The organism is Kitasatospora sp. NPDC059973, from assembly GCF_042737525.1.
In the GTDB taxonomy this organism is placed as follows: domain Bacteria; phylum Actinomycetota; class Actinomycetes; order Streptomycetales; family Streptomycetaceae; genus Kitasatospora.
In genome coordinates, this window is sequence record NZ_JBHWUI010000087.1 from 1 (window position 1) to 22,973 (window position 22,973).

Consider the following 22,973-nt stretch of genomic DNA (forward strand, 5'->3'; position numbering starts at 1 on the left):
GGGGGGACCCTGTGGGAGAGTAGGACGCCGCCGAACAATCATTCCAAAGAACCCCCCGGTCCGTAAGGATCGGGGGGTTCTTTGCGTTTCCAGGGGCATTCTCCGGCGCCATTCGCGGTGGGTGGCTGCGGTTCGCCGGGGATCGACCGGCCCGGCGGGACGGAGTGCCGCTCCGGGGGTGGTGCTAGGTCCACCCCGGAATCGGGGTGCGACGGCCAGTGCCCCGCCCCTCGCCACCCGGCGACACTGGGTGGACGACGACCGGTACCGGCCCCAGGAGCATCCGTGACAGCAGCGAACCGAACGAGCGGCGCGGGCGTACGCGCTCAGACGGAGGCGGCCTTCCTGGCGGGCGGCCGCGGTCTGGTGCGGTTGGCGCTGGTGGCGCTGGGGGCGGTACCCACCGTCGCCCTGCCGATCCTGGCGGCGTCCTTCGCCGGTGGTGCGGTGAACTCGATGCTGGACCCCTATGACCTGGGCACCGTGTTCACCCTGCTCGCGGCGGCCCTCGCGGGCGCGGCCACCGCCGGCCTGCTGGTGCGCCGGGTCGCGAACCGGACGCGCGGTCAACTCGCCCGCTGGTACGGGATCCGGCTGCCGGTCGAGTACGACCCCCGGCCGGCGCTGGAGCGGGACGAGCGCGGCCACTGGTGGACGGGGTACTCGTACCACCGCTCCCACGGCGTCGCGAAGCTCGCCCACCTGCTGCACTGGGCCGCCCGGGACCGGGCCACCCGGTCGGAGATCGCCTGGCTGGTGATCAGCCCGGCGGCCGCGGTCGCACTCGCCCTGCCGGTGGCCGGTCTGCTGGTGGGCGGGGCGGGCTACGCGGTGACCGCTCCGGTGGAATACCGGGAGTACGGGCCGATCGATCCGGCCGGCGCCTCCCCGCTGGTCTCGGTCGTCCTGGGGCTGCTGCTGATGGCGCTCGGCGTCGTGCTGGCGCCGTACGCGGTGCGGGGCTACGTGGAACTGGCCCGGCGCGTGCTGGACCAGGACGGCCGCGCCTCGCACGCCCAGCTGACCAAGCGGGTCGCCCAGCTGACGGAGACCCGGGCGGACGCGGTCGGCAACCAGGCGGCCGAACTGCGCCGGATCGAGCGGGACCTGCACGACGGTGCCCAGGCACGGCTGGTCGCGATCGGGATGACCCTCGGCACGATCGAACACCTGCTGGAGACCGACCCGGTGGCCGCCCGCGAACTCCTCTCCGAGGCCCGGCAGTCCTCGGCCCGGGCGCTCCAGGAGCTGCGCGACCTCGTGCGCGGCATCCACCCGCCGGTCCTCGCCGAGCGCGGACTGGGCGACGCGGTGCAGTTGCTGGCGCTGGACAGCGCCCTGCCGACCGAGGTGTGCGTGAGCCTCCCGGACCGGCTGCCGGCGCCGGTCGAGGCCGCCGTCTACTTCAGCGTCTGCGAGCTGCTGGCCAACGCGGCCAAGCACTCGGGCGCGGAGCAGGTCTGGGTGGACATCCTCTACCGGGCCGGCAACCTGCGGGTCACGGTGACGGACGACGGCGTCGGTGTGGCGGATCCCAGCCGGGGCACCGGCCTGCGCGGGATCGAGCGGCGATTGGGTACCTTCGACGGTGTCCTGGCCATCGACAGCACGTCGGGCGGTCCGACCACCATCACCTTGGAGCTGCCGTGCGAGTTGTCCTCGCCGAGGACCTCTACCTCCTTCGCGAAGGCCTGATCCGGCTGCTGGAAGCGCACGGCTTCACCATCGCGGCGGCGGTCGAGACCGGCCCCGAACTGCTGGACGCGCTGCTGACGCACCGGCCGGACGTCGCCGTGGTCGACGTCCGGCTGCCGCCGACGCTGACCGACGAGGGCCTGCAGGCCGCGCTCCAGGCGCGCCGGGAGATCCCGGGCCTGCCGGTGCTGGTGGTCTCGCAGCACGTGCAGCAGCTGTACGCGCGGGAGCTGCTGGCGGACGGCACCGGCGGGGTCGGCTACCTGCTGAAGGACCGGGTCTTCAACGCCGACCAGTTCATCGACGCGGTCCGCCGGGTGGCGGCCGGCGGCACCGCGATGGACCCGGACGTGATCGCCAAGCTGGTGCAGCGCACCTCCCGCCGGCCGGGCGCGCTCCACCACCTCTCACCGCGCGAGCGGGAGGTGCTGGAGCTGATGGCGGAGGGCTGCTCCAACTCGGCGATCGCGGCCCGGCTGGTGGTGAGCGACGGCGCGGTGGCGAAGCACATCGCCAACATCTTCACCAAGCTCGGTCTGGCCCCCGCCGACGACGCCAACCGCCGGGTCCAGGCCGTCCTCGCCTATCTCAACGGGACGGCGGGGCGGCCGGCCTGACGCCCCGCCCGGCCGGTCGGCACCCGATCGGCACGCTGCCGACACCCGGTCGACACGGGGCCCGCGCCCGGTGTCCGCCGGGGCCGGTTCCACCCCGGGCTGCGAGGAAGCTGAAACAGCTGTACGAGTAAACTCCGGTGGGCCGAGCCCGGCGGCTGCTCGGTCGTCCGGCGCCCCGACCACCGGGAACCGGCGCCGAGGCAGCGCACGGCCGCAGCCGACACCCAGGGGTTGATAGACGTTATGGCACGCCCTCCGCTCACCAAGGCTCACCGCAGCCTGCTCGGGCTGGTCGCCGCCGGGGCCTGCCTGATCTCGGGCATCGGCTTCGCGGGTTCGTACAACGCGGTGCGGGAGCTGGCGTCCGAGAAGGGCTTCGGCGCCTTCTCCTACGCCTTCCCGATCGGTGTCGACGCCGGCATCGTCGTGCTGCTCGCGCTGGACCTCGTCCTGACCTGGCTCCGCATACCCTTCCCGCTGCTGCGGCAGACCGCCTGGCTGCTGACCGTCGCCACCATCGCGTTCAACGCGGCCGCCTCCTGGGGCGACCCGCTCGGGATGGGCATGCACGCCGTCATCCCGGTGCTGTTCGTGGTCGTCGTCGAGGCCTCCCGGCACGCGGTCGGCCGGATCGCCGCCATCACGGCCGACCGGCACATGGAGTCCGTTCGGCTGATGCGCTGGCTGCTCTCCCCGGTGCCGACCTTCCGGCTCTGGCGGCGGATGAAGCTCTGGGAGCTGCGCTCCTACGACGAGGTCGTCCGGCTGGAGCAGAACCGGCTGGTCTACCGGGCGCAGCTGCGCTTCCGGTACGGGCGCGGCTGGCGCCGCTCGGCGCCGATCCAGGCGCTGTTGCCGTTGAAGCTGGCCAAGTACGGGGTGCCACTGGACCCGGCGCTGCTGGACCGGCTGGACGAGGAGTCCCGCACGGCCACCGAACTCCGGGAGAGCCGGACGCCGGCCGCCGCCATCCCGGTGGCCGCTGCCGCCGGCACCCAGCCGCTCGCGCAGGCACAGCCCGCGAACGCCCGGCCGGAGAACGCCCGGCCCGAGGGCCTCCAGGTGGAGCAGGTGCGGTCCGAGGCGGCGGTGCCCGCCGTGGCGCCGGTGCCCGCGGAGGTGGCCGCGCCGATGCTGGCCAAGCTGGCCGCGGTGCGGCTGCGGGCCTCGCAGGAGCCGGCCGCCGAGGAGGAGCAGGCGCCGCCGCAGCCCCGGGAGGAGCTGAACGTCTGGACCGAGCGCCCGGTGCGGACCACCGGGCCGCAGGGCGACGGCTCGCCGGGCGGCCGGGTGCCGGGCCAGGCCTCGCCGTGGTTCAAGCCGCCGCGGCCGTCCGCCGCCCAGCCCGAGCCGCAGCCGGCGGCGCGCCCGGCCGCCCGTCCCGGCGGAGCGGCGGCCGCCCAGGCCGTCGCGCAGTCCGAGGTCCACACCGGTCCGGACGGCGCCGGCTACGCGGACCTCCCGGTGGAGCCCGGCTACGCGCAGGACGCCGCGTACGTCCGCGAGGCCGACTACCCGCAGGAGGAGGGCTTCGCCCCGGAGCCGGACGCGGCCGAGGGCTCCGGCCGCCCTTACGACTCAGCCTCCCGCCCGGCACCGTCGCGGCTCGACCCCGAGCTCTGCTACACGGCGCTGGTCAGCTACATCGACACCTTCGAGAAGGAGCCCAGCCCGCAGCGCCTCGCGGACTGGCTGACCAAGGAGTACGGCGTGACCGGCACCCGGCCGGACGGCTCGGTGCACCACAAGGACGTCGCCGAGCTCTTCCCCGAGCTGCGCGACCGCTACGCCGCCGCCGGGAGGGACTGACCGGCCGACCCGCCCAGGAGCCGGAGTCGCCGGCCGCCTGCCCGCCCGTCCGCCGCTCGGTCGGCCATTGACGCCCGACCCCGGCGGGGCTACCTTCGCCTCAACAAACTGTTGAAGCGCTGGTTCGGCACGGAGGAGTACGGATGTCGCAGGTCGAGGTGGACGGTACCGGTCCGGCGGGCGGAGCCTCGTTCTCCGGAGCGGCGCGTGCTGCCGTGGAGGCGCTGCTCGCCCCGGTCGACGCCGACCTGGCCCGCCGCTACCCGGGCGACTCCGGCAGCCGGCAGCCGGTGCACACCGTCTACGTCCCGGCCGACGCCTTCGGCGCCGACACCGTCCGCGACTGGGGCCGACAGGCGCTGGAGGCGTTCGACACGCACGCCGGTACCCCGGCCGCCCTGGCCGGCGCGCTCGGCGTGGCCGACGACGCGCTGCTCGCCGACGTGCACGCCCGGGTCCGCGCCAAGCTGGAGCGGGAGCCGGTCGAGGACCTGCGGATCGACTTCGAGGACGGCTACGGCCCCCGGCCCGACGCCGAGGAGGACGCGGCCGCCGTCCGGACCGCCGAGCTGATCGCGGCCGCCGTGGCGGACGGCAGCGCCCCGCCGTACATCGGCATCCGGATCAAGTGCATGGAGGCGGCCGTCCGCGACCGCGGCATCCGCACCCTGGAGCTGTTCCTGACCACCCTGCTGGCCTCCGGCGGCCTGCCCGAGGGGCTGGTTCTCACGCTGCCCAAGGTGACCTACGCCGAGCAGGTCACCGCGCTGGTCCGGCTGCTGGCGGACTTCGAGCGCTCGGCGGGGCTGCCGGCCGGCCGGATCGGCTTCGAGATCCAGATCGAGACCACCCAGGCGATCCTCGGCCCCGACGGCCGGGCCACCGTCGCCCGGATGATCGAGGCCGCCGAGGGGCGGGCCACCGGTCTGCACTACGGGACCTTCGACTACAGCGCCGCCTGCGGGGTCGGCGCCGCCTACCAGAGCATGGACCACCCGGCCGCCGACCACGCCAAGGCGGTGATGCAGGTGGCCGCCGCCGGTACCGGCGTCCGGCTCTCCGACGGGTCGACCAACGTCATCCCGACCGGCTCCACCGAGCAGGTGCACGCCGCCTGGAAGCTCCACCACGACCTGGTCCGACGCTCGTTGGCCCGTGCCTACTACCAGGGCTGGGACATGCACCCGGCGCACCTGCCGACCCGTTACGTCGCGGTGTACTCCTTCTACCGCGAGGGCCTGGCGGCCGCCGCCGCCCGGCTGGCGGCGTACGTCGCCAAGACCGGCGGCGACGTGATGGACGAGCCGGCGACCGCCCGGGCGCTCAGCGGCTACCTGCTGCGCGGGCTGGACTGCGGGGCGGTCGACCTCGCCGAGGTCCTCTCGCTCACCGGTCTGGACCGCGCCCGGCTGGACGCGCTGGCCGGCCGCTGAGCCCTCCCGGCCCCGCCCCGAGTCGTCCCCGCTCCGACTCGTCCCCGCTCCGACCCGGCGCTCTCCGGCTCGGACCGGTGACCGGACGGGCAGGGCCTAGGCTGGCGGTGGCACCCCGGAACCACGTGGGGCCGCCGCCAGCCTTCGCCGTCTTCCGGGAGAACCGCCGCACCATGTCCGCCACGCCGGAGCCGACCCCGAGGCAGTACCTGACCATCCGGCACGCGGGCAGCCACGAGATCGAGATCAAGAAGTCCCGCTTCATCTGCCACCTCGCCCGGGTCACCGACGAGGACGAGGCGCAGGCGTTCATCGCGGGCATCCGCAAGCAGTACTGGGACGCGCGGCACAACTGCACCGCCTTCGTGGTCGGCGACGAGCAGCGGCGCGAGCGCTCCAGCGACGACGGGGAGCCCGGCGGTACGGCCGGGGTGCCGATGCTGGAGGTGCTGCGCCGGCGCGGGCTGACCGACACCGCGGCCGTGGTGACCAGGTACTTCGGCGGGATCAAGCTCGGGGCGGGCGGCCTGGTCCGGGCCTACGGGAGCGCGGTGTCGGAGGCGGTGGACGCGGTCGGGCTGCTGGAACGGCGGCCGGTGGCGCTGCTCGCGGTCGCGGCGGACCACACCCGGGCCGGGCGGGTCGAGAACGACCTGCGGGCGGCCGGCTACACGGTGAGCGACCTCGCGTACGAGGCGGCCGGGGTGCGGATCGAGGTCGGGGTGCCGGAGCCGGAGGTGGCCGGATTCCGCACCTGGCTGGCCGAGGCGACCGGCGGTACCGCGGTGGCGGTGGCGGCGGGTCGGACGTATGTCGAGGTGCCGGTCTGAGCCGGTTCCCCGCGGCGCGGGGATGACGCTCGGGCGGGGGTTCGCGGGGCGACCGGGCCGGGGGCCGGACAGACTTTCGGCCAGATCGGGTCCGGCCGGGTTCCCGTCCTCCCGCACCCTGCCTAGCCTGGGCGGATCGCCGACCAGGAGGCCGAACCGAGATGTCCCTCGTCCAGACCATCACCCTGCCCCCGGGCGCCAGTACCGGCTGGCACTACCACCCGGGCCGGGTCGACGTGGTGGTGCTGTCGGGGACGCTGACCCGGACCCTGCACGACGGCCGGGTCGAGGTCAGCCGGGCGGGCGAGTCGCTGGTCGAGGAGGCGGGGCCGGTCCACGTCCACGTCGGCCGCAACCACGGGACCGTCCCCGTGGTGCTGATCGCCGACTACGACGCCCCGGAGGGCTGCCCGCTGGCGGTGCCGGTCGCCGAACCGGAGTGGAGCCGCAGCGGCGCGGGCCGCGCGGAGGGCTGAGCCCGGCCGCAGCAGAAGCCGGTCCGGTCCGGCGGGCGGCTTGAGCAGATTCACTCGAACGTATTGACGTGGCCCGGAGTTGGAACTTCCGCTCCGGGCTGTGGCGTTTCCTGGGCAAGGATCCGGCAAGAACCGGACGAACACACCCCCATCGATGGAGGACGACAGACCCCACCACCGCACCACGGAGGTATGCGCATGACCTCAGACCGTTCCTCGTCGCCCGCCCGCGCCGGTCTGCCCGGCCCCAGGGGCCTCGCGACGCCCTATCGGATGACCGTCACCACCGCGCTCCCGCACGCCGACGCCGTGGCCCTGGCGGACCAGCGCCTTGCCGCCTGGCTGAAACACGAAGGCTGTGAGGAGCCCCCGCCGGCCGCTCACCGGTCCGTCGCCGCCGAGGCCGCCGAAGTCCCCGCCGAACGCCTGCGCCTGGGCGACCGGGTCCTGCTCGACCGCGACGGCGGCCCCCTGCGGGGCGGCCCGGGGGCCGGGCGCTACGACCGCCGCCGGCTGCGCACCCCGGCCCCGCACGGCACCCACCAACTCACGCTGACCACGGCGACCGGCGGCGACGGCCGCACCTGGGTCCGGCTGGAGGCCGAGACGCACACCACCGGCACCGGGGTACGGACGCCGTGCCGGGTGCCGGTGCCCGAACTCGCCCGCAGCCTGCTGCCACTGCTGGACGCCACCGACGGCCCGGCCGCCGTCCAGTCGGCGCCGAGGGTGCTGACCGCCGCCGAGGTCGACGGTCTGATCGACGCGCTCTGCGATCCGGAGCGCCGGCTGCCCGTCGTGGTGGCGAGCGTTCCGGTCAACCACGACCTCGACAGCTGGGTGGAGGACGTCGTCCGCCCGCTCTGCCGCCAACTCCCCGGCCTCGCCACCGCCTACGTCCTGGATCCGGGCGCCCGTACCGAGTTCAACGTCGCACTGGAGTACCACACCGTCTACGGCGGGGCGGTGCGCACCTATCAGCCCGAGGTCGATCCGGCCTCCCGGTCGGACGGTGCGCGGCATCCGGTGCTGGCCCGCCACCGGATCGAGGAGGACCTGCGCCGGGCGGCCGGGCTGCTGGCCCGCGAACCGCGCCGGCTCGCCGCCGAGCTGCCGCTGCCGGCACCGCTGGCCGCCGTCCCGGTGCTGCGGGTGCCCGCGACCGCGGCCCGTCCGGGCACCGGCCCGGAGGACGCCACCGCCCGGGCCGAGCGGGCGGCGCTCGCCCACGAGGAGCAGCAGGACCACGCCGAGCAGCAGGCGAGGGCCGACGAGCTGGAGCGGGTGCGGCACAGCCTGCGCCGGGAGCGCCGCCGGGGCCGCCGGGTGCCGTCGGCGGCCGACGAGCCGCCGGGCGGGTCGGTCACCGGGCCGCGTCGCGGCGTCCAGTCCCGGGGGCCGGCCGGTCGGCTCTGCGCCGGCCCGGGTTCGGCGGGGCGCCGCCCGGCCGCGCCCGGGGCGGGCAGCAGACCGGGCTCACCGGGCGCTCCCGGGTTCCCGGCGGTGCCGGACAGCTTCACCGAACTGATGGCCCGGTTGGACGAGTTCCCGCTGCTCACCTTCACCGGGGACCAGAAGAGCGCGCTCGCCCTGGACGACCTGCGGTGCGCCGGGGCCGGCTGGGCCCGGCTCACCTGGGGCGGTCTGACGTCCCTGCAGGAGTACGCCGAGGCGGCGGTGCGCGGCGAGGCGGGCGGCGACTTCAAGCAGTGGTGCGAGCACACCCCGGCCGGCCGCCACCGCTTCCCGCCCCGCAAGGCGGTGCGCGGGGAGTCGCGGACGGTCTTCAGCCACACCAAGTGGAAGCGCGAGCGGATACTTCCGGTACCGGAGTGCGTGGACGCCTCCCGGCGGGCGTTCATGGGCGCGCACCTGCGGATCGGCGGTGGGCGCACGGCCCCGCGGCTGCACTACCTCGACGACTGTTCGGGCAGTGGCCGGATCTATGTCGGCTACATCGGCCTGCACCTGACCAACACCCGGACCAACTGAGAGGCTTGGCTGACCGGTGCGCCCGTTCGGTGGACAATGTCCGGCAGGGGCGGCCCGTAGGCTCGCCGGCCGCCCCGGGCAGGCGCCGGACGAGCATGGGGGAACCGCGACCGATGCAGCACTCAGCAGACGGCCAGCCCGACGGCGCCGTGATGGCCCCCCAACCCGGCTTCCTGGCCTCGGTCTTCCGTGACCTCGGCGTCAGCGGCCCGGACGGTCCGGAAGGACCCGACGGATCGTCCGGGCCTGACGGGTCTGACGGGTCTGACGGGCCTGATGGTCCGTACGGGCCCGACGGGCCACCCGGCTCGCCGGGCCCGGCCGACCGGGCGGCCGGCGGTCGTGGCGGTCATGGCGGCCCGGACGGTCTGACCGGCCCGGACGGCCTGACCGGCCCGGAGGGCGTGGACGAGGCGGTCGCCGCGCACACCCGGGCCGCCGCGCTGACCCACCACCGGTCCGTCACCGTCCGGGCCGAGCACGAGCGGCTCGCGGACCTCCTGCGGCGGGCCGCGCTGCCCGTCTCGGCGATGGACTTCGAGAGCCAGCTCCGCCACTACGAGCCGAGGCCCTACCCGGCCACCGGCCCGGGCGGCGATGAGGCCGACGCCGAACCGCGCTGGGAGGACTACGCGCCCGAGCGACCGGCCGGGGCCGACCCCGACGAGCCGCCGACCCGGCGACTGCTGGACTCCGGCTTCCAGCGCCAGCTGGCCCAGGCCCGGCTCACCCACCAGCGTGCCCTCCGGGAGTGGCGCACCCGGCGGGCCGGGGCCGACCGCCCGGCCGAGGACGAGTCGCGGCGGGTCCACGAGCAGGCCGAGCAGGCCAGGGCCCGCGCGGTCCGCGAGTACAACGAGACCCTGGAGGAGTGCCGGCGGGCGTACCGGCTGGCCGAGCCGGCCGCGGTCGAGTCACTGCTGGAGCGGGCGCTGGCGGCCGCCGAGACGGCCACCCAGGACGTACCCGCACCCTGCCGGGCGGTCTTCCGCCCGCTCACCCGCACCGCCGTGCTCGACCTCGACCTGCCGTCCCTCGACCTGGTGCCGTCACTGACCGGGTACCGGCTCGCCCCGGACGGCGAGATACTCCCGGTGCCGCGCCCGCCGGCCGACCGGGCCACCGACTACCTGCGGCTGGTCGCCCGGCTGGCCCTGCGCGCGCTGCAGGCCGCCGATGCCGTCGACACCGACGAGATACTGGCCGGGGTGGTGCTGAACGGCTGGCTGCGCGAGTCCGCCGGAGCGGAGCCGCTCTGCCTGGTGAGCGTGGACGCCGACCGCGACGCCCTCGCCCGGACCAGGCTGCTGCCGGCGGCCGCCCCCTACGCGGAGCACGACGGCGAGGGCGTCTACGCGGACGCCGAACAGGACGAGGCACTGGTCCGGCTGCGCCAGCTCGGCGCCGCCGTGACCCCGGACCCCTACGCCAGGGCGGGCGTCGAACCGGCCGCCCTGGCGGGCGCCACCGTGCCGTCCGCGCCGGACCTCTCGGCGAACGAGTTCGCCCACCTGGTCCGCGAACTGCTCACCCGCGGCGGGCTGGAGCAGTGGAGCGTACGACTGCGCGGCCCGGCGGGCCTGGTCGCCACCGGGGAGGGGGCGGCGGGCAGCGCGCTGCCCGGGCGCTGGGTGGTCTGGGCCTCCCGCGGGTCCGGGGCGGTGGGCGAGGAGGAGATCAGGACCTTGGCGGAGGCCGTCCGCGAGGAGTCCGCCGAGCGCGGTCTGCGGCTGACCACCGGCCGGTTCACCGACGAGGCGCTCGACCTCACCGGCGAGGACGGGCACCAGCACATCCATCTGGTCGACGGCGACGGCGTGCGGGAGCTCGCCCGCGCCCACCTCGGGCTGCCGCTCGCCTCCGGTCACTGAACGGGCCCGGCCGGGCCGCGAGCCCGACGGGTGCCCGGGTGCTCTCGCGGCTCACCCTCACGGACCGCCCGGCGGGCGGCGCCCCGGGCACCGGGCGAGGCTGGGGGCACCGGCACCGGGGCCTGCCCGGCCCGGGCGGTCCGGCACCGTTCGGCGGTCGGCCCCGGCGAGCCACCGGGGCACGGGACGCCGGGACGCCCGAGGGGTTGCCCGGGACGCTCAGGACACGGGGGAGGCGAGGGGATGCGTAGGGTCTCCGGTACGGGGGAGGTGGGATGACCGCGATCCTGGTCGCCGCCGGCGCTTTCCTGATGACGCTCATCGGTGGCTACGTCGCCCAGCGCACCGGTGACCGGCGCCATCTGGTGCTCGGGTTCGCCGCCGGGCTGATGCTCGGGGTGGTGGCCTTCGACCTGCTGCCGGAGGCGCTGCACCAGGCGCCCGGGGAGATCCACGGCGTCCCGCAGGCGCTGCTGATGTTCGCGGCCGGGTTCCTGGCGATCCACGTCGTCGAGCGGGCGGTCGCCATCCACCGCGGCCACGAGGGCGAGTACGCCGCGCACACCCACGGCCACCAGCACGTCCACACCCATGCGCACGCCCAACCGGCGGTCGCCGAGGGAACGTCCGCGCCGGGGATCGGGCTGACCGCGGCGCTCGCCCTGGTCGGCCACAGCGTGATGGACGGCTTCGCGATCGGCGCGGCCTTCCAGGCCGGGACCACCGTCGGGACGGTGGTCGCCGTCGCCGTGGTGGCCCACGACTTCGCCGACGGCTTCAACACCTACACGATCACCCGGCTGTACGGGAACGACCGCCGGCGGGCGCTGACCCTGCTCGCGGCCGACGCGCTGGCACCGGTGACCGGCGCCGCGATCACCCTGCTGTTCACCATCCCCGAGCAACTGCTCGGCCTCTACCTCGGGTTCTTCGCGGGCTTCCTGCTCTACCTGGCGACCTCCGACATCCTCCCCGAGGCGCACAGCCCGCACCCCTCGCGCGCCACCCTGCTCTGCACCATCCTCGGGGTGGGCTTCATGTGGCTGGTGATCGGGTTCGCCGGCTGAACGGCCGGACCCGGGCAGCCCGGGCGGCCGCACACCCGGCCCGGGCGGCCCCTCACCCGGGCCGGCCCGCGCTCACGCCGCCAGGGCGGCCCACCGGTCCCGCATCGCGGCCAGCGCCTCGGTGATCGCCGGCCGCCGGGAGGCCTGGGCGCGCCAGAGCGCGAACACCCGCCGGGCCGGCTCCGGCACGACCGGCCGGGCGACCACCCCCGGCGGCAGGGCGCCCCGGCCGAGCCGCGGCACCAGCCCCATCCCCAGACCCGCCGCGATCAGCGCGATCTGGGTCTCGAACTCGCCGACCTGGTAGCGCACGTCGGGCTCCTCGCCGACCTCGCGCAGCGTGCGGACCAGCCAGTCGTGGCAGATGTTGCCCGGCGGCACGCTGATCCAGCACTGCCCGCGGAGCCGCTCCACCGGGACCACGGCCTCCCCGGCCAGCGGGTGCGCGGCGGGCAGCAGCAGGTCCACCGGATCCGGGCCGAAGTCCAGCCGGACCAGGCCCTCCTGCACCGGCAGCGGCACGGTCGGCCAGTCCTGGACCAGCGCCAGGTCCACCTCGCCCCGGGCCACCAGCTCGGCCGCCGGGTACGGGTCGCTCTCCAGCAGCCGGACGTCCAGGTCGGGGCAGCGCTCGCGCAGGTCGGCGAGCGCGCCCGGCATCAGTCCGCGCGCGCCGGTGGCGAAGGCGGCCACCAGGAGCCGCCCGACCGCCCGGCCGCGCTGCTCCTCCAGCCGCACCTGGGCCTGTTCCACCAGGCCCAGCACCGCCTGCGCGGTGACGGCCAGCTCGCGCGCGGCGTCGGTCAGCACCACGCCCCGGCCCTGACGCTCCAGCAGCACCGTCCGGGTCTCGCGCTCCAGTTTGGCGATCTGCTGCGAGACCGCCGACGGCGTGAAGCCGAGCGAGGCCGCCGCCCCGCCCACCGAACCGTGCACGGCCACCGCGTGCAGCGCCCGCAGGCGTCCCAGATCCATCATGCAGCAATGCTAAAGCCCGCCCTTCAGAATTCATCGCTGGTGCTACACGGTCGGTGGCGGCCATCCTCGACCCATGACCGCAACACCGGCCGCCCCCGGCGGCAGCATGAGACCGCGTCACATCGCGCTGGCCGTCCTGGTCGCCGCCGTCTGGGGCCTCAACTTCGTCCTGATCCACGTCGGCCTGGAGAACTTCCCGCCGCTGCTCTTCTGCGCCCTGCGCTTCGCGGTGGTCGCCGTCCCGGCGGTCTTCTTCGTCGGCCCGCCGCGCGTGGCGTGGCGGTGGGTCCTCGGGGTCGGCCTGGTGCTCGGGGTGGTCAAGTTCGGACTGCTCTTCCTCGGCATGCACGCCGGGATGCCGGCCGGGCTCTCCTCGCTGGTCCTGCAGGGCCAGGCGGTCTTCACCGCACTGTTCGCCGCCGTCCTGCTGGGCGAGCGGCCCGGCCCGCAGCGCCTGGCCGGCCTCGGGATCGCGCTCGCCGGCATCGGACTGAGTGCCGTCGACCACGGCGTCGGCGGCCCGGTCGGGGCCTTCGTCCTGGTCGTCCTCGCCGCCGTCGCCTGGGGGCTGTCCAACGTGCTGACCCGCAAGGCCGCCCCGCGCGACGCGCTGCGCTGGATGGTCTGGGTCAGCGCCGTCCCGCCGCTTCCGCTGCTCGGGCTCTCGCTGCTGGTCGAGGGCCCGGCCGCCGACCTGCGGGCCCTGCGCGACCTCACCCCGGCCGGACTGGGCGCGATCGGGTACGTCGGACTGGTCTCCACCCTGTTCGGCTTCGTCGCCTGGAGCTTCCTGCTGCGCAGCTACGACGCCACCACGGTCGCGCCCTACTCGCTGCTGGTCCCGGTGTTCGGGATGTCCTCCGCCTGGCTGCTGCTCGGTGAGCGGATCGGCCCGGTGGCCGGCTGCGCGGCGCTGCTGGTGATCGCCGGGATCGGGATCACCGCGCTGCGCCCGGGGGCGCTGTCCGGCGCGGCGGCATGGTGGCCGCGTACGCGCTCTCGGCGGAGCGCAGCGCTCGCAGTAGGGCGTCCTGGTCGGCCGGGTTGATCGGGCCGAAGTACTCCTGCGCCACCTCGTGCCGGACCTGCCCGATCCGCTCCACCGCCGACCGTCCGGCCGTCGTCAGCACGATCCGGACGGCGCGCCGGTCGGCCGGGTCCGGGGTGCGCTCGACCAGGCCCGCCTCCTCCAGCGCGTCCACCACGGTGGTGGCCGAACGGGGGGCGATGTGCAGCCGCTCCGCCAGGTCGCCCAGGCGCATGGCGCGGTCCGGCAGCTCGCAGCCGGGGGCGTGCGCGAGGGTGCGCAGGGCGCGGCCCTGCCCGGGGGTGATGCCGAAGGGCTCCAGGCGCTCGCTGGTGAGGCGGCGGATCCGCTTGATCGCCCTGGTCATCGCGTCGGCGAGCTCGGCGGTGGTGTCCTGCGCTGCGATGTCCTGCACTGCGGTGCCGTCCGGCGCGACGGTGAGGTCCGGGGCCGCGGCGCCGTCCCGGGCGGTGCCGGGGCCGGTGGAGGAGCTCCCCGCGTCGTCGGTCGGCGTGGTGGTCATGGGGGCTCTCCTCGGCAGGTGTCGACCAAGGGTATCGGCCGGTCCGGGGGCGGGAGCAGGGCAGGACGCGCCACGGACGAGGGCTCCGTAAAGTTGTTGAGTCTGGCTCACTATCTGGGTTAGCTTGGTTCCGAGTGAGGGCAACCTAAGTTCCCTCCCGTGATTCTGGAGGGCCCGTGCCCCGTTCCGAAGCCCGCGTCGCCACCGACCGGTCCGCCCGCTACGCCAAGCAGCTCGCCGCCCACATGGGCCGCAAGATCGAAGCCGACTGGTCGGAGGAGACCGGTCGCGGCACCCTGACCTTCGGCCGCGGCACCGCCACGCTGGAGGCCGCCCCCGACGCCCTGCTGCTCACCGTCGAGGGCGAGACCGAGAACCTGCCGGGCCTGGAGGACGTGGTCGGCCGTCACCTGGTCCGCTTCGGCGCCCGCGACGAGCTGGTCGTCAGCTGGCAGCGCGACAACGGCGAGCCCGGCCTCGTCCAGCGCAACGACGAGCCCGCCGAGCCCACCGAGGGCTAGATGATTGATTCCAAGGGTGGTGACGGTCCTGGAGGTTGACCAACCCCCGCTCAGGCGCTGGGCGAAGCCGCTCTCTTGATTCCCCATCCGACGCCTGGGCTGCCTTTCGGCACCGCCGGCGCCGGCGCCGGGGGCAAGTTGACGGTCTGACCTGCGGCCACCGTGTTCGACAGTGTGTTCGTACCCATTGGCGATCAACGGTGGCCGGAGCCCGGGGCGTTACTGAGGTCGGCGCTTCAGAGTGACCAGGTCGCCACGAAGCAGCTGACGCCGCCCACGGGGCCGGCGCACAGGAGGCGGTGGGTGGTCAGGTCCCAGTCGGCCCCGTCCAGGAGCTGCCAGGGCGAACGGCCCGACGCCTTCAGCTCACGAGCGCGGCGCGCACCCAGGTTCGGGAAGAATCCGTCCTCCTGAGGCGTGTTCTCGGTAGCGGGCACTCACGGCCGAGCCATCGGGCTGACCCGGCGCCGGGCAGGGGCCGGGCGGACGTCTGCTCTGCGGACGGCGTCCGGGAGCGCTTCGACAACGGGGATGCGGTCGGCGGGGGAGCTGGTGCCGGACACCGGCTCGTCGCGGGTCGCACACCATGTCGTAAGGTTTCCGATCATGCTTGCAAGACGACTGGCCGGCCTGCTCGTCGGTGCCCTGGCCCTCACCACGGCCTGCACCTCAGCTCCGGCAGCCGACAGGACCGCGCAGCCCGCACCCCCGGCCTCGGACGAGCCCTCGCCCGAACCGAGCACCCCGCTCGCTGTACAGAGCCTCACCTCGCCGGAGCTGCAGTCCCGCTGGTGGAACTGGGCCACCGCCACCGCGGAGGACCGCAACCCGGTCCTCGATCAGGACGGCCACCTGTGCGGCCAGGGCCAGGAGGACGGCATCTGGTTCCTCGCCGGTACCACCGGCGGCGCGGCCACCCGCACCTGCACCGTCCCCGTCGGGGTGCCGGTCGTTTTCCCGCTGGTGAACCTGTTCGGCGAGTCCGCGGACTGCCTGGAGTTCATGAACGCCGCCAAGGGAAGCGCCACCCTGGACGGACGCTCCCTGACCCCCGAGGAGCTCGGTTCCACCCCGATCCGGATGAACCCGCGGAAGGGCAACCCGTTCACCACCACGGCCGGCCCCCTCAACACCTGGTCCTGCGGCCTCTGGGTCCGGCTGGACCCCCTCGCCCCCGGCAGCCACGAGCTGAGCCTTCGGGGCGCGTCGGGCACCTTCTCCACCTCCGTGGACTACCGCCTCCAGGTCGCCCGGCCGACCCCCACCAATACGGTCTGACCATCCATCAGTTGCGGCATGGGGAGCGAGGACGGCCGCCGACCGTGAGCCGAGGGGACCTGCCCAGCCGGCCCGGTGCACCCCGAATCCCGTGTGTCGCCGAAAAGTCACTGTCCCGGCCGCCTGGAAGTGGCCGGGAATTGCCTTCTTGGGGCACGCCTGAACTGCGGCGACTCCTTCAGCAGGTCGTCGTTCATCCCATCGAGTGCGGTCGCGAGGGAGTCCAACTCCGTCTTCACACAGTGACGGTGGACTCCCTCCTCCCCTACGCGCAGGCGATCCCTCGGAATCGATCAGCTAGGGGTGGCGCCGGGAGTCGCGGCCGTTCCGGGCCGGTGGCAGCCCGGCGAGCGCCCGGAGTACCAGCCCGCCGAGGCACCAGCCGGCCACCACGTCCAGCAGCCAGTGGTAGTCGCTCCACACCAGTCCGAGGCCGACGCCGGCCGCGAGCAGGGCGGCGGCCGCGTACAGGCGGCGCCGAGCGCGGGCGCCGGTGGTGCGGGCCAGCAGGAACGCGGCCACCCCGTAGGAGAGGGTCGCGGTCGCCGTGTGGCCGGACGGGTACCAGCCCCACTGGTCCGGCGCCAGGGGCATCCCGAACGGCCCCGGCCGGGCGAACGCGGCCTTCGCCGGGACGACCAGCAGTGGGATCAGCCCGGCCGTCAGCACCGCGATCAGCGCCGGCAGCCACGGGCGCGCCGCCCCGGCCCGGCGGGACCGCCAGGCCGCCAATGCCCCGGCGGCCAGCAGGACCGGGATCGCCGGGACGGAGCCGCCGAGGTCCGACAGGGCCTCGCCGAGATGGTTGAGCAGCGTGCTGTGGAGGTCGTGCCGGGTCTCCCGGACGCCGTGCCGGACCCAGCGGTCCAGTCCGAGCAGCGGTCCGTCGACGGCCACCTGCCAGGAGATCAGCACCAGCACGGTGGCCAGCGCCACCGGCAGGGCCGCTGATCCGGCCGGGCCCGCCAGGCGCTCCGGAACGCGAAGTGGCCGCCCCGGAGCAGGGGGGAGAGCTCCGGGGCGGCTCTGATGATCGCCGTTCCGCGCGCCCCGGGGGGTATGGGTCGGACGGTCGGTCGATCGGCCTTCGGTGTGCGCCGGCCCTTGCGGGTCGGCCTGGTTGTCCTCGCGGGCGACCTGCGGATCCGCCGGTGGGGGCGGTGCCGCGGACGGGTCCGCCAATGGCTGGGTCTCGCTGTCCATCTGTCATGACACTACGTCAACGGCCGCGGCGCACTGAGGAGCTTCAGCGATTCAGCACAGCATCTTCACCCCTGGTGGGCGGTGCGGCGGCCCGCCCCGCACACCAGGACGAAACCGCCCGGAGCGACCGAACGGCCCGTGCGGACGAGGTGTCCGCACGGGCCGTTCGATGCTGTCCGGAATCCCTCCGGCGGGTCGGTGTCACCCGGTCACGGGCGGCCCGGTAGGGGCGCCGCCGCTCAGACGGTGGCGAAGGCGTTCTCCAGGATGTCCAGGCCCTCGTTCAGCAGGTGCTCCGGCATGACCAGCGGCGGCAGGAAGCGCAGCACGTTGCCGTAGGTGCCGGCGGTCAGGACCACCAGACCCTCGGCGTGGCACGCCTTGGCGATGGCCGCGGTGGCCTCCGCGTTCGGCTCCTTGCCACCCGGCTTCACCAGCTCCACGGCGATCATCGCGCCGCGCCCGCGGACCTCGCCGATCCGCACCGAGTCGTGGTGGGCGAACTTCTCCTGCAGGGCCCGCAGACGGCCGAGCATGATCTCGCCGATCCGCTGCGCCTTGCCGTTGAGGTCCTGCTCCTTCATGGTCTCGATGGCGCCCAGCGCGGCCGCGCAGGCCACCGGGTTGCCACCGTAGGTGCCGCCCAGGCCGCCGGCGTGCGCGGCGTCCATGATCTCGGCGCGACCGGTCACCGCGGCCAGCGGCAGACCGCCGGCGATCCCCTTCGCGGTGGTGATCAGGTCCGGGACGATGCCCTCGTCGTCACAGGCGAACCACTGGCCGGTGCGGCAGAAGCCGGTCTGGATCTCGTCGGCCACGAAGACGATGCCGTTGGCCTTGGCGTACTCCACGATCGCCGGCATGAAGCCCTTGGCGGGCTCGATGAAGCCGCCCTCGCCCTGGACGGGCTCGATGATGATCGCGGCGACGTTCTCGGCGCCGATCTGCTTGTTGATGATGTCGATCGCCTGGGCGGCGGCCTCGGCGGCGCAGTTCTCCGCGCCGGTCAGCCAGCGGTACGGGTAGGCCACCGGCACCCGGTAGATCTCCGGCGCGAACGGACCGAAGCCCTGCTTGTACGGCATGTTCTTCGCCGTCAGGCCCATCGTGAGGTTGGTGCGGCCGTGGTACCCGTGGTCGAACACCACGACGGCGGTGCGCTTGGTGTAGGCGCGGGCGATCTTCACCGCGTTCTCGACCGCCTCGGCGCCCGAGTTGAACAGCGCGGTGCGCTTGTCGTGGTCGCCCGGGGTCAGCTCGTTCAGCTGCTCGGCCACGGCCACGTAGCCCTCGTACGGGGTCACCATGAAGCAGGTGTGGGTGAAGGCGGCCAGCTGCTCGGTCGCCTTGGCCACCACGGCCTCGGCGCTGTTGCCGACGTTGGTCACGGCGATGCCGGAGCCGAAGTCGATCAGCGAGTTGCCGTCCACGTCCTCCAGCACGCCCCCGTTGGCACGGGACACGTACACCGGCAGGGTGGTGCCGACGCCGGCCGCCACCGCACCCAGCTTGCGGGCCTGCAGCTCCTGCGACTTCGGACCGGGGATCGCGGTGACCAGGCGGCGCTCCTGCGGGAGCGGCGTTGCGGCGCTCATGGGTTTCTCCAGACTTCTCGGCTCGGTGCTTCGCAGGCTACGGCGGCCCTCCCCGGGCGGGCATGCGCCACTCGGTAGCACTGGGCCGTCCGACTTGTCCGGGGCGGCCAGCGCAGGGAGTGCGACTACCGGCAGCCCACGCTCCACTACATTGAGCGCGGGCGTGTCGCCGGTGCGGCGGCATGGGTATGGCGGGACCGACGGTGGTCGGGCCGGGCGGGCGAGGGAGCGGGGCCGTACATGGGACTGGACGGGGCACGGGGCCACGGCGAGCGGACCGCCGCCGCACCTGCGACACCCATGCCGCACCAACGTCCCGGCCGCCCCGCGGCACCCCCGCCCTTCGACCTCGCCGCCTGGGTCGCCGCCCCCCGCCCCGACGCCGCCCCGGGCGTCTACCGGCAGGGCTACGACCAGGTCGACCCCGACCGGGCGGACGACGCCAAGGTCCCGACCTGGCCCCTGCTGCTGAGAGCGGGGCTGAACGCGGTGGTGGGGTGGTTCGCCTATCTCTACGGCACGCAGTTGACGACGTACGTTCTGGTCTGGTTCGGCGGGCAGACCGGCATCGGCCCGCTGGCCGAACCGTCGCAGTCCGAAGCGATGTTCACCCTGCTGATCGTCAACGTGCTCGTGCTCGCTGTCGTGATCAAGGTGTTCGGCCGGATGGGCCGCTGGCCGGAGGTGTGGCGGCGGTACGTGGCGCCGTTGATGGCGCGCACGGTGACCACGGAGGAGCCCGCCGAGGAGGGCGTGGCGGCGCAGGCCGAGTGGGCGCGTGACCCGTGGGCGGCGCTGCGGCTCGGCGGGGCGGCCGCGGCGGCGGGCCGGCTGGACGGCGAGCCCGTCGGGGACGTCGACTACGTGCGGATCCAGCGGGCCTGGGAGTCGGCACAGGCCGACCCGGTGTTCGTGCCGGCCTTCGTCGAGCAGGTGGCCGCCCGGGGCGCGGCGGCGTTCGCCCACCCCTCCGAGGCGCGCGAGCTGGCCGGGCGGGAGGAGCAGCACGATCTGTTGCTGGGCCAGGTGCGGCTGGGCACGGCGCAGGACGTGCCGAAGAACCCGTTGACGCACCGGGCGGCCGGTTTCGCGCTGGACCCGTCGCTGCTGGGCACCTCGTTGCTGGCGGTCGGCCCGGCGGGCACCGGGAAGACCGCGCGGTTGGCCCGGCCGGTCGCCGAGGCGCTCTGCCTCCAGGCGCTGGCCGGTACGGCGTGCGCGGTGGTGATCGGCGCGGCCGACGCGGAGCTGGGGCCGGACGCCTGGTACGACGTGGTGATCGCGCCGGGGGACCGGGGCTCGGCGTACGGGCTGGACCTCTACGGGGCGGTGCAGGATCCGGACGAGGCGGCCGCCCGGCTGGCCGAGGCGCTGCTGCCGGACGAGCTGACGGCCCGGGCGGAGACCGCCCGGACGGCGCTGCAGCAGGTGGTCGGCCCGTTCCGCGCCGGGTTCGGCCGCTACCCGGCGGTGCGCGAGCTGCGGGCGCTGCTCGGCGGTGAGCCGGAGGCCCTGGAGGCGCTGGTGAAGGCGCTGCGCGCGGCGGGCCGGCTGGCGGCGTACGAGCGGGACCTGGAGTACCGGGAGCGCCAGCGCGGCCGGGCGGACGACCCGGGGGCGCTGCTGGCGGACCGGCTGGCCCTGCTGGACCGGCCGGCCTTCGAGGGGGCGTTCGCGACCGACGGCACCGGCCGGCCGCCGTTCGCGATGCGGGTGCTGGACCACCCGTTGCGGGTGCGGGTGAAACTGCCCGAGCGCAGCCACCCGGAGGCGGCGCGGATGCTGTCGCGGCTGCTGGTGGGTCAGTTCGTGCAGGCCGCGGCGGCCCGGGAGGACCGTTCGCTCTTCGCCGGCCTGGTGGTCGACGACGCGTCGACGGCGTTGGACGCGCACATCGTCCGGGGGCTGCAGCGGCTGCGGGCGGCCAACGCCGGCGCCGTGCTGTTGCTGCGGACCCTGGTCGATCTGCCCGAGGCGCTGCGGGCGCCGCTGTTCGGGGCGGTCGGCTGCCGGATGGTGTTCCCGGGGATCGCGCCGTGGGACGGCCGGATGTTCTCCGAGGCCTGGGGCACGCACCTGGTCCGGGAGACGGCGGTGACGCACGCGCCGGACACCTCGGGCGGGCTGGTCCGTCGGGCCGGGCGGCTGGGGCGCAAGGCGCTGTCGGGGACGACGGCGCAGACCGAGTCGGTGACCACCCGGGACGTGGAGCGGCTGCGCTGGTCGCCGTCGGACCTGGCGCACGCGTTGCCGGCGGGCCATGCGGTGATCTCGCTGACCGCGGTCTCGGGCGAGCAGGTGCCGCCGCTGCTGGTGGACCTGCGGGGCTGAAGCTCGCCTCCGAGGTGGATTCGGCAGTGCCGGTTGTCCGGAGCGTCCATAATGAGGGGAGAGACCCCCACCAGACTCCCCAGCCCTCTCCTCGCCCGGCCGCAACGGCGCGGTCAGGTCGTCCCCCGAAGGTGCCATGCCTCCCACACTCGCCTCCGTCGTCCGCAACACCTCGCTCCATCTGACGGTCCTCGCCGGTGCGGACCACCTGGAGCGGCCGGTCCGCTGGGTGCACACCAGTGAGCTGGACGACCCGACGCCCTTCCTCGAAGGCGGTGAGCTGCTGCTCACCACCGGGATCAAGCTGGGCCGCACCGCGGCCGGGTTGCAGGCGTACGTGCACCGGCTGGCCGACGCGGGCGTGGTGGGGCTCGGCCTCGGTGTCGGCCTGTCGCACACCGAGGTGCCGCAGCCCCTGGTGGACGCGGCCGCCCAGCGCGGGCTGCCGCTGCTGCGGGTGCCGGAGCCGACGCCGTTCATCGCGATCAGCAAGGTCGTGTCGGCGGCCCTGGCCGCCGAGCAGTACGAGGCGGTCACCACCAGCTTCGAGGCGCAGGAGGAGCTGACCCGGGCGGCGCTCGGCAAGGACGGCACCACGGCCGTGGTGCGCCGGCTGGCGGCGCGGCTGGGCGGCTGGGCGGCGCTGTACGACGGTTCGGGCGCGCTCTCGGTGGTGGCCCCGGACTGGGCGGCCCGCCGGGCCGGCCGGCTGGCGGCCGAGGTGGACCGGCTGCGCCGGCGCCCGGCGCCGTCGAGCGCCGCGCTGCAGGGGCGTTCGCCGGGGATAGACACCGCGGACGAGGACTACGTGGTGGTCCAGTCGCTGGGGGCGGACCGCCGGGCCCGGGGCTTCCTCGCGGTCGGCACCGAGGACCGGATCACCCCGACCGAGCGGTACGTGCTGAACGCGGCGGTGGCGCTGCTGACCCTCACCCTGGAGCGCTCGCGCGAGCTGCGCCAGGCGGAGGAGCGGATGGGCGCGGCGCTGCTGCGGATGGTGCTGGCGGGCGAGGTGGCGACCGCCCGGCAGGTGGCGGCCGGGCTCTTCGGCGGTCTGCCGGAGGGGACGGTCCGGGTCATGGTGGCCGGTGCCGGCCAGGGCGTGGACGCCACGGAGGCGCTCGGCGAGCTGGGCGACCGGGCCGAGCAGGCCGGCGCCCGGGTGGGGGAGAAGCTGCTGGTGGCGCGCGAGGAGGGCGGCACGCACGGGCCCCGGCTGATGGTGCTGGCACTGGACAACGGTGCCGTGCACCGGGCCTGCCTGGGGGCGGTGGAGGAGCACGAGGGCCTGTCGCTGGGGGTCTCGGCGCCGGCCGCGCTGGAGGAGGCGGGCACCGCGAACGCGCAGGCCGAGCGGGCGCTCGCGGTGGCGCTGCGCGGCGGCCGCCGTGCGGTGGACCACGAGGAGGTGGGCGCCGGCTCGCTGCTGCCGCTGCTGGGCGAGGACGCGGTGACGGCCTTCGCGGAGGGGCTGCTGCGCCCGCTGCGGGACCACGACCGGACCGCCCGTGGTGACCTGGTGGCGTCGCTGCGCGCCTGGCTCTCCAGACACGGCCAGTGGGACGCGGCCGCCGCCGATCTGGGCGTGCACCGGCACACGCTGCGCTACCGGATGCGGCGGGTCGAGGAGTTGCTGGGCCGCTCGCTGGACGACACCGACGTCCGGATGGAACTCTGGCTGGCCCTTCGCTCCGGCGAAGAGTAGGCGAGGAGCAGCGGAGCAGCGG

At 75.0% G+C, this 22,973-nt stretch carries 18 protein-coding genes; 14 read left to right on the plus strand and 4 right to left on the minus strand.

Translation table 11 applies throughout. The annotated features are described in order from the left end of the window. Positions 1–285 precede the first annotated feature (285 nt). The 9 genes from ACFWA9_RS23100 (at position 286) to ACFWA9_RS23140 (ending at position 11,790) form a co-directional block, all read left to right on the plus strand. On the plus strand, positions 286–1,695 hold the full coding sequence (locus ACFWA9_RS23100) for a sensor histidine kinase (protein WP_380389414.1): 1,410 nt from the start codon (positions 286–288) through the stop codon (positions 1,693–1,695). Continuing rightward, positions 1,647–2,312: a response regulator transcription factor gene (locus ACFWA9_RS23105; protein ID WP_329487739.1), complete on the plus strand. Its 666-nt coding sequence runs from the start codon at positions 1,647–1,649 to the stop codon at positions 2,310–2,312. The genes ACFWA9_RS23100 and ACFWA9_RS23105 overlap by 49 nt, the downstream gene beginning before the upstream one ends. A gap of 243 nt (positions 2,313–2,555) precedes the next feature. Continuing rightward, positions 2,556–4,121 carry a DUF2637 domain-containing protein gene (locus ACFWA9_RS23110; protein ID WP_380389416.1) on the plus strand — a complete coding sequence of 522 codons (1,566 nt, stop codon included), beginning with the start codon at positions 2,556–2,558 and terminating at the stop codon, positions 4,119–4,121. A 143-nt stretch (positions 4,122–4,264) separates the two neighbouring features. Continuing rightward, positions 4,265–5,554, plus strand: a complete 1,290-nt coding sequence (locus ACFWA9_RS23115) for a DUF6986 family protein (RefSeq protein ID WP_380389418.1) — start codon at positions 4,265–4,267, stop codon at positions 5,552–5,554. 173 nt (positions 5,555–5,727) lie between these two features. Next, entirely contained in the window at positions 5,728–6,384 is a 657-nt protein-coding gene (locus ACFWA9_RS23120; RefSeq protein WP_352288052.1) for a YigZ family protein, read from the plus strand. Between the two features lie 161 nt (positions 6,385–6,545). Next, positions 6,546–6,860 carry a cupin domain-containing protein gene (locus ACFWA9_RS23125; RefSeq protein ID WP_329487735.1) on the plus strand — a complete coding sequence of 105 codons (315 nt, stop codon included), beginning with the start codon at positions 6,546–6,548 and terminating at the stop codon, positions 6,858–6,860. Positions 6,861–7,058: 198 nt separating this feature from the next. Continuing rightward, complete coding sequence (locus ACFWA9_RS23130) at positions 7,059–8,852, plus strand: hypothetical protein (RefSeq protein ID WP_380389420.1); 1,794 nt, start codon at positions 7,059–7,061, stop codon at positions 8,850–8,852. Positions 8,853–9,256: 404 nt separating this feature from the next. Continuing rightward, positions 9,257–10,723: a restriction endonuclease gene (locus ACFWA9_RS23135; RefSeq protein WP_380389422.1), complete on the plus strand. Its 1,467-nt coding sequence runs from the start codon at positions 9,257–9,259 to the stop codon at positions 10,721–10,723. A gap of 275 nt (positions 10,724–10,998) precedes the next feature. Next, a complete protein-coding gene (locus ACFWA9_RS23140; RefSeq protein WP_352288042.1) occupies positions 10,999–11,790 on the plus strand; it encodes a ZIP family metal transporter in 792 nt (263 codons plus the stop codon). 72 nt (positions 11,791–11,862) lie between these two features. Here ACFWA9_RS23140 and ACFWA9_RS23145 read toward each other — a convergent pair whose 3' ends face one another. Further along, positions 11,863–12,768, minus strand: a complete 906-nt coding sequence (locus ACFWA9_RS23145; RefSeq protein WP_352288039.1) for a LysR family transcriptional regulator — start codon at positions 12,766–12,768, stop codon at positions 11,863–11,865. 106 nt (positions 12,769–12,874) lie between these two features. On the opposite strand from ACFWA9_RS23145, the gene ACFWA9_RS23150 reads away from it, so the two are divergent. Continuing rightward, a complete protein-coding gene (locus tag ACFWA9_RS23150) occupies positions 12,875–13,816 on the plus strand; it encodes an EamA family transporter (RefSeq protein ID WP_380389443.1) in 942 nt (313 codons plus the stop codon). Here the strand turns inward: ACFWA9_RS23150 and ACFWA9_RS23155 are convergent. Beyond that, entirely contained in the window at positions 13,707–14,318 is a 612-nt protein-coding gene (locus ACFWA9_RS23155; protein ID WP_380389424.1) for a MarR family winged helix-turn-helix transcriptional regulator, read from the minus strand. The genes ACFWA9_RS23150 and ACFWA9_RS23155 overlap by 110 nt on opposite strands. A gap of 176 nt (positions 14,319–14,494) precedes the next feature. Between ACFWA9_RS23155 and ACFWA9_RS23160 the strand changes: the two genes are divergently transcribed. Both ACFWA9_RS23160 and ACFWA9_RS23165 read left to right on the plus strand, forming a co-directional pair. Then, positions 14,495–14,839: a DUF2218 domain-containing protein gene (locus tag ACFWA9_RS23160; RefSeq protein WP_352288034.1), complete on the plus strand. Its 345-nt coding sequence runs from the start codon at positions 14,495–14,497 to the stop codon at positions 14,837–14,839. 606 nt (positions 14,840–15,445) lie between these two features. Further along, the gene (locus ACFWA9_RS23165) at positions 15,446–16,117 is read left to right on the plus strand and encodes a signal protein (RefSeq protein ID WP_380389426.1); all 672 of its coding nucleotides are present in this window, start codon (positions 15,446–15,448) and stop codon (positions 16,115–16,117) included. 297 nt (positions 16,118–16,414) lie between these two features. On the opposite strand, the gene ACFWA9_RS23170 is transcribed toward ACFWA9_RS23165, so the two are convergent. Both ACFWA9_RS23170 and gabT read right to left on the minus strand, forming a co-directional pair. Then, the gene (locus ACFWA9_RS23170) at positions 16,415–17,053 is read right to left on the minus strand and encodes a phosphatase PAP2 family protein (RefSeq protein WP_380389428.1); all 639 of its coding nucleotides are present in this window, start codon (positions 17,051–17,053) and stop codon (positions 16,415–16,417) included. Between the two features lie 506 nt (positions 17,054–17,559). Next, positions 17,560–18,915 carry a 4-aminobutyrate--2-oxoglutarate transaminase gene (gene gabT / locus ACFWA9_RS23175; protein ID WP_352288028.1) on the minus strand — a complete coding sequence of 452 codons (1,356 nt, stop codon included), beginning with the start codon at positions 18,913–18,915 and terminating at the stop codon, positions 17,560–17,562. Between the two features lie 300 nt (positions 18,916–19,215). Between gabT and ACFWA9_RS23180 the strand changes: the two genes are divergently transcribed. Together ACFWA9_RS23180 and ACFWA9_RS23185 are read left to right on the plus strand one after the other, a co-directional pair. Continuing rightward, complete coding sequence (locus ACFWA9_RS23180) at positions 19,216–21,246, plus strand: ATP-binding protein (protein ID WP_380389430.1); 2,031 nt, start codon at positions 19,216–19,218, stop codon at positions 21,244–21,246. Positions 21,247–21,382: 136 nt separating this feature from the next. Then, positions 21,383–22,951 (plus strand): PucR family transcriptional regulator, encoded by a 1,569-nt coding sequence (locus ACFWA9_RS23185; RefSeq protein WP_329487724.1) that lies wholly within the window; start codon positions 21,383–21,385, stop codon positions 22,949–22,951. Positions 22,952–22,973: the final 22 nt, after the last annotated feature.